Annotated in this window: 6 protein-coding genes and 1 pseudogene; 4 read left to right on the top strand and 3 right to left on the bottom strand. The window is 74.4% G+C overall.

What is annotated here, in order from left to right:
* Window positions 1–68: 68 nt before the first annotated feature.
* Window positions 69–519 (bottom strand): annotated as a pseudogene (locus ORI94_RS15275) (PhzF family phenazine biosynthesis protein); the annotation flags it as partial.
* A gap of 96 nt (window positions 520–615) precedes the next feature.
* Here ORI94_RS15275 and ORI94_RS15270 point away from each other — a divergent pair.
* The 3 genes from ORI94_RS15270 to ORI94_RS15260 all read left to right on the top strand — a co-directional run bounded on the left by ORI94_RS15270 (window position 616) and on the right by ORI94_RS15260 (window position 3,525).
* On the top strand, window positions 616–1,173 hold the full coding sequence (locus tag ORI94_RS15270) for a Clp protease N-terminal domain-containing protein (RefSeq protein WP_266075501.1): 558 nt from the start codon (window positions 616–618) through the stop codon (window positions 1,171–1,173).
* 130 nt (window positions 1,174–1,303) lie between these two features.
* The gene (locus ORI94_RS15265) at window positions 1,304–2,317 is read left to right on the top strand and encodes an EamA family transporter (protein WP_266075565.1); all 1,014 of its coding nucleotides are present in this window, start codon (window positions 1,304–1,306) and stop codon (window positions 2,315–2,317) included.
* Window positions 2,318–2,568: 251 nt separating this feature from the next.
* Window positions 2,569–3,525: a DMT family transporter gene (locus ORI94_RS15260; protein ID WP_266075499.1), complete on the top strand. Its 957-nt coding sequence runs from the start codon at window positions 2,569–2,571 to the stop codon at window positions 3,523–3,525.
* An 89-nt stretch (window positions 3,526–3,614) separates the two neighbouring features.
* Here the strand turns inward: ORI94_RS15260 and ORI94_RS15255 are convergent, their stop codons facing one another.
* Complete coding sequence (locus tag ORI94_RS15255; RefSeq protein WP_266075563.1) at window positions 3,615–4,316, bottom strand: pyridoxamine 5'-phosphate oxidase family protein; 702 nt, start codon at window positions 4,314–4,316, stop codon at window positions 3,615–3,617.
* A 35-nt stretch (window positions 4,317–4,351) separates the two neighbouring features.
* Here ORI94_RS15255 and ORI94_RS15250 point away from each other — a divergent pair, with 35 nt between their 5' ends.
* Complete coding sequence (locus ORI94_RS15250; protein ID WP_266075497.1) at window positions 4,352–5,689, top strand: aminotransferase class I/II-fold pyridoxal phosphate-dependent enzyme; 1,338 nt, start codon at window positions 4,352–4,354, stop codon at window positions 5,687–5,689.
* A gap of 39 nt (window positions 5,690–5,728) precedes the next feature.
* Here the strand turns inward: ORI94_RS15250 and ORI94_RS15245 are convergent, their stop codons facing one another.
* Window positions 5,729–6,196: a pyridoxamine 5'-phosphate oxidase family protein gene (locus tag ORI94_RS15245; protein WP_266075495.1), complete on the bottom strand. Its 468-nt coding sequence runs from the start codon at window positions 6,194–6,196 to the stop codon at window positions 5,729–5,731.
* Window positions 6,197–6,257 lie beyond the last annotated feature (61 nt).

Below are 6,257 nucleotides of genomic sequence, written 5' to 3'. Positions count from 1 at the left end.
GGGGGGGGGGGCCCGGCCGGGGGGCGCGCGCGCGCGGCCCCGCCCCCCCGCCCCCCCCCCCCCCCCCCCCCGCGGACCGGTGTCGAGGACCGTGAGCGGCTCGGTCCCCAGCGCCTCGGCGAACCCTTCGGGCAGGTCGAGCGGGGTGAGCGGGGCCGTGGGGAAGTCCATGGTCACGGAGCCGTCCTCGGCCGGCGCCGCGACGAGAACGCCACTGCGGGTGGAGAACCGGACGGGGCCCTTGTGAGCACCGGTGGTGTGCAGGACGTGGGCGGTGGCGAGGGTCGCGTGGCCGCACATCGCCACCTCGGCGGCGGGAGTGAACCAGCGCAGCGCCCAGTCGGCCTCCCCGCCCTCGGGCAGCGGGTGTGCGAAGGCGGTCTCGGCGTGATTGACCTCCAGGGCGACCCTCTGGAGCCAGCCCTCGTCCGGGAAGGCGTCCGTGTCCAGGAGCAGGACTCCGGCCGGGTTTCCGGTGAAGGGCCGGTCGGTGAAGGCGTCGACGATTCGCATGCGCATCCCCCGACGGTAGGGCGTCGGGGAAGCCGCAGACCAAGGCCAATCCCAGGATGCCGGCCCGGATTCCGTAGCCGTCCTTACGGCAGGGTGGGAGGCGTGCAGCACCGTGCCCCCAGGCTGTCGGCCCACCAGGCCCAGGAGCGGGTCAGTCACCGCGCGGAACACGGTGCCGGCCTCGGTGTGGAGCTGGCGGTGGTCGGCGGTGCCCGCCGCAGAGCGGTCAGGGACGCGGACCGGCAGACCGACACCGCCCATCTGCTGCACTCGCTGCTGGAGTCCGACGCCGAGGTGCGCGCGGTCCTCGGCGAGGGCCGGCGCATCGCCCGGCTGCTCGGCTACCTGGTCCAGCGCAGCATCGGTTACGGCCTGGGCCGGCAGAGCACCGTCGAGGACTCCGGCTCCGTTCCGGTGGTGGTGCGGACCCCCGGGTTCTCGCCGCCGGCGGCGGCCGGCCTGCAGTGCGCCCGTGAACGCGCCGCACGTCATGGCGGGCCCGCGCGCGGTGTGGATCTGCTCGCGGCGATCATCGCGGACCCGCAGGCACGGGCGGTGGAGGTGCTCGAGCACGCCGGAATCGGCCACCGCGACGTCCTCGCCCGTCTCCATGCGGCATGGGCCGGCGATCCCCTGCCCACCGAGAGGCGGGAGGGCTGAGGACGCGGTGAGGGCCGGGCGGCTCCCGCCCGTCGGCGGATGTCCTCCCCTCACCCGGCCCCGGGCCGCACGTCCGGCTCGTGAGACAGGTGTCATGAGGGGTGACGCTCCTGTCGGCGCCTGGCATCATGTGCCGGTGCCTACCTCTGCCAGCACCCGGAACGCCCGGGCCGCCCGCGGGAAGGGCGTCGGGCTCGGCCTCGCGCTCCTGTCCGCGGTGGCCTTCGGCGGATCAGGAGTCGCCGCCAAACCGCTGATCGAGGCGGGCCTGGACCCGCTGCACGTCGTGTGGCTGAGGGCGGCGGGCGCGGCCCTGGTCATGCTGCCGGTGGCCGTGCGCCACCGGGGACTTCTGCGCAGCCACCCGGCGCTGCTCGCCGGGTTCGGTCTGTTCGCCGTCGCCGGGGTCCAGGCCTTCTACTTCGCCGCCATTTCCCGTGTCCCCGTCGGCGTGGCGCTGCTCGTCGAGTACCTGGCGCCCGCGCTCGTCCTCGGCTGGGTACGGTTCGTGCAGCGGCGGCCGGTGACCCGGGCGGCGGCGGTCGGTGTGGTGCTGGCGGTGGGCGGACTGGCCTGTGTCGTGGAGGTGTGGTCGGGCCTCGGCTTCGACCTCGTCGGACTGCTGCTCGCGCTCGGCGCCGCCTGCTGCCAGGTCGGCTACTTCGTCCTCTCCGACCAGGGCGGCGACCACGGCGACCGGGCGCCGGACCCGCTCGGTGTGACCGCCTACGGTCTGCTCGCCGGCGCCGCCGTCCTCACCGTTGTCGCCCGTCCGTGGTCCATGGACTGGTCGGTGCTCGCGGGCAGTGCGCGCATGGACGGCACCCCGGTCGCGGCCTTCGCGCTGCTCGCCTGGATCGTCCTCGTCGCCACGGTCGCCGCGTACGGTACCGGCGTGCTCTCCGTGCGCCGGCTCTCGCCGCAGGTCGCCGGGGTGGTGGCCTGCCTCGAAGCCGTCGTCGCCACCGTACTGGCCTGGGTCCTGCTCGGCGAGCACCTGTCGGCGCCACAGATCATCGGCGGCGTGGTGGTCCTGGCGGGTGCGTTCGTCGCCCAGTCCTCGGCACCGGCCACAAGCCCCGGCCGTCCGGTGGCGAGCGGGGGAGCCGAAAAGGAGTTGTCCACGCCGGGACCGCCGCTCTAGGGTGCTGATCATGCATGCGCGCGCACGTGTTCTTCCGCCGCCCGCCGTCTGAGGCGGGCCCCGAGCTCCCCACGCCCGGCGCGCTGTCTCCGGGCGTCGTGGTGCTGCCCGCAGACGCAGCCCGCGGGCCCCGCGGGACCGGTTCCGTCCGGGCCTGATCCGGGGCTCCCTTCCGGCCTTTCGCGCAGCGCAGGCACCTCCGTGAGCGGTGCGTACGCGCGCGTACCTGTGTGCAACCGCGGAGAGAACACGTGTCGAACACCGTCACCGGCCTGCCCGTCGGGCGAGGCCTGCTCTATCTGATCGTCGCCGGTGCCGCCTGGGGCACCGCGGGCGCCGCCGCGTCACTGGTCTACCGGACCAGTGACATGGGACCGGTCGCCCTCTCCTTCTGGCGCTGCGCGACCGGCCTGGCGCTGCTGCTCGGTGCCAGGATGCTGGTCCCGCGAGCCCGCACCGTCGTGACCGGGGCGCCGGGCCCCCGGGTGCGGCGGGCCGTGGCCACCGGGGTGGGGCTCGCCGTGTTCCAGACGGCCTACTTCGCCGCCGTCGCCGCCACGGGACTCGCCGTGGCCACCGTCGTCACCCTCGGCGCCGGACCCGTGCTGATCGCACTCGGCGCACGGCTGTTCCTGGGGGAGCGGCTCGGGCGGGGCGGGGCCGCCGCCGTCGTGGGGGCGCTCGCCGGGCTCGCCGTGCTCGTCCTCGGCGACGGGGAGGCGACTGCGGACCCGTGGGGCATCCTGCTCGCGCTCCTGTCCGCGGGCGGCTACTCGACGATGACCCTGCTCACCCGGCGGTGGGGGCGGAACGGCGGGCTGGACGCCTCCGGCACGACCGTCGGGGCGTTCGCCGTCACCAGCGTGCTGCTGCTGCCGTTCGCCGCGGTCGAAGGGCTGGTGCCGTACACCGGCGATCCCGGTCTGCTGCTGTGCCTCCTGGTGTACGTCGCAGCGGTCCCGACGGCCCTCGCCTACGGCCTGTACTTCGCGGGCGCGGCAGTCGTACGGTCGGCCACCGTGTCCGTGATCATGCTTCTCGAACCGGTGAGCGCGGCGGTGCTCGCCGTCGCCCTGCTCGGCGAGCGGCTCACCCCGGCCATGCTGGCCGGCACCCTGCTGATGCTCGGTTCGGTCGCGGGGCTCGCGATCGACGAGGCGCGGGGCGCGCGGGCCGGCAGGGCGGAGGGAGGCGCGACGCCGGCGTGACGGCGCAGGATCTCAGGAGAGATGCCTTCGGGAGAGGCCCTTCGGACGACCCTCTGGGGTGGGCCCCGCCCCCGGCGCGCGCCGAGGCGTCACAGGGTCGCCAGGTACTTCGGCGGCTCCGTGCCGGCCGGCAGGGCGGGGTCGGCGAGCGGGGTGCCGTAGGAGCGGACCAGGGGGACGACGCCGGCCCAGTGGGGGAGGGCGAGGTCCTCGGGCTCGTCGTTCACGCCGCCGGTGCGGAGCTTGGCGGAGACCTCGGTCAGATCGAGGCGGATCACCGCCGTGGCGGCCAGTTCCTTCCTGTTCGCCGGACGGGAGTCGGCGGCGCGGCCGGGGACGACGTGGTCGACGAGGGCGTCCAGCGCCTGCCGCTTCTCCTCGGTGTCGGTCACGTCGTACGCGGGACCGTGCACCACCACCGAGCGGTAGTTGATCGAGTGGTGGAACGCCGAGCGGGCCAGCACCAGTCCGTCCACGTGGGTGACGGTCAGGCAGACCGGGAGTCCCGGGTCGGCCAGACCCGCCGCGCGCAGCGGGCGCGAGCCCGTCGAACCGTGCACGTAGAGACGCTCGCCGACCCGGGCGTACAGCGTGGGCAGCACCACCGGCGCGTCGTCGCGGACGAAACCGAGGTGGCAGACGTAGCCCTCGTCGAGTATCGCGTGCACCAGGTTCCTGTCGTACGCGGCGCGGTCCGGCGAGCGGGTGGGAACCGTGCGCTCGGTGGGCCGGTAGCTGTCGGTACGGGCGGCGGTGTCGGCGGGCTGCTGCGGCGGCCGGATCCCCGGCATGGCGTCCTCCATTGCACTAGTGCATACTTGGCTTTGTGCTAGGAGAGTATCGGATCACGGGTCGGCGCGCTGCGGAGATTTCAGCGAGCATCGAGCGCGCGGTGGGCGAAGGGGCGCTTCGGCCGGGGGACCTGCTTCCGTCGATGCGGGAGCTGGCGGAACGGCTCGGGGTGAACCCCAACACCGTCGCGTTCGCGTACCGGACCCTGCGCGAGCGCGGGGTGATCGAGACCGCGGGCCGTCGGGGGAGCCGGGTGCGGCCCAAACCGGCCACCACGGCGCGCGACGCCGTCCGGGTGGAGGTCCCGCAGGGCGTACGGGACCTTTCCGACGGCAACCCCGACCCCACGCTGTTGCCTCCGCTGGCCGAGGCCTTCGCCGCCGCGGCCGAGCAGGGCGACCGGGAACCGGTGCTCTACGGGCACGCACCCGTGGAGCCCGGGCTGGTCCGCTTCGCCCGCGCCGGACTGGACGCCGACGGCGTCCCCGACGGCCCGGTCACCGTGACCTCAGGCGCCCTCGACGCCATGGAGCGGGTGCTCGCGGCCCACCTCCGGCAGGGCGACGCGGTGGCGGTGGAGGATCCCGGATGGGGCAGTGTGCTCGACCTCGTTCCGGCGCTCGGCCTGCGGACCGTCCCGGTCGGTGTCGACGACGAGGGGCCGCTCCCCGGCGCCGTGCGGCAGGCCCTGACCGGCGGGGCACGCGCGCTGATCGTCACGGACCGGGCGCAGAACCCGACCGGTGCCGCGCTGAGCGCGGCACGTGCGCGGGCCCTGCGGGCGGTGCTCACGGACCACCCGGAGACGCTGCTGATCGAGGACGACCACGGGCATCACATCGTCGACCTGCCCCTGCACCCACTCGCCGGTACCACTCGCAGCTGGGCCTTCGTCCGCTCGGTGGCCAAGGCGTACGGTCCCGACCTGCGGCTCGCCGTGCTCACCGGGGACCCGGTCACCATCGACCGGGTACGCGGACGGCAGCGGCTCGGGCCGGGCTGGGTCAGCCGCACGGTCCAGCGCGCGGTCCTCCGGCTCTGGACCGGCGGCACGGTGGACCCGGCGGCGGTGGCGGCGCGGTACGGGCGGCGCCGGAACGCCCTGATCGGGGCGCTGGCCCGGCAGGGGATCACGGCGCACGGACGCAGCGGCATGAACGTGTGGGTGCCCGTGCCGGACGAGACCGGCGCCGTCGCACGGCTGCTGCACACGGGTTGGGCGGTGGCGCCCGGCGCCCGTTTCCGGATGAGCGCCCCGCCCGGCATCCGCGTCACCGTGTCGACACTCGCCGCGGACGACATCGGACCCTTGAGCGAGGCCATCGGCGCGGCCATCGGACCTCGGGCGGAGGAGGCCAGGACGTTTGCCTAGGGCAGGCGCGGGGGTCCGGACCGGCCCCGGCCCCGCCCGCTACCGCGCGCCCAGTTTCCGGAAGTCCCAGGACACGGTCTTCTCCGGGGTGAGCCGTATCCAGGCGTGCCGGCCGTCGTGCGGAATCTCGTCGAGGTCGAAGTTCTTGCGTGCGAACAGTGTCTCGGGAACGTCGAGTTCGGCACAGAGCTCGCCGGTGCGGGGTATCTCGCCCACGAACTCCGCCTGCCCGGACAGCTCGGCACCGCGCAACTCGTCGTACTCCTCGCCGGTGTCCACGACGATCGCCACCCGCCGGTTTCGGCGCAGGTCCGCCCAGCGCCTGGAGCGGACCACGGAGTACAGCCACAGCGAGGTGCCGTCCCAGGCGAACCAGAGCGTGCTGACATGCGGTGTGCCGTCGGCCGACACCGTGGCCACCCGGCAGGTGCGCTGAGCGGTGAGGAAGTCGTCCAGTTCGCCCGGCGTCATCATGATCTTCCGGCCCCGGCGCTGCGTGGCGGTCATGCGGCCCCTCTTCTCTCACGTCGTGTCAGAGAGATCCTCTGACATCACGTCAGGAAAGGAT

Origin of the sequence: Streptomyces sp. NEAU-W12 (genome assembly GCF_026242095.1) — a bacterium.
Classification (GTDB): domain Bacteria; phylum Actinomycetota; class Actinomycetes; order Streptomycetales; family Streptomycetaceae; genus Streptomyces.
The sequence above is the reverse complement of the archived record's forward strand: the minus strand, read 5'-3'. Positions and strand labels throughout refer to the sequence as shown.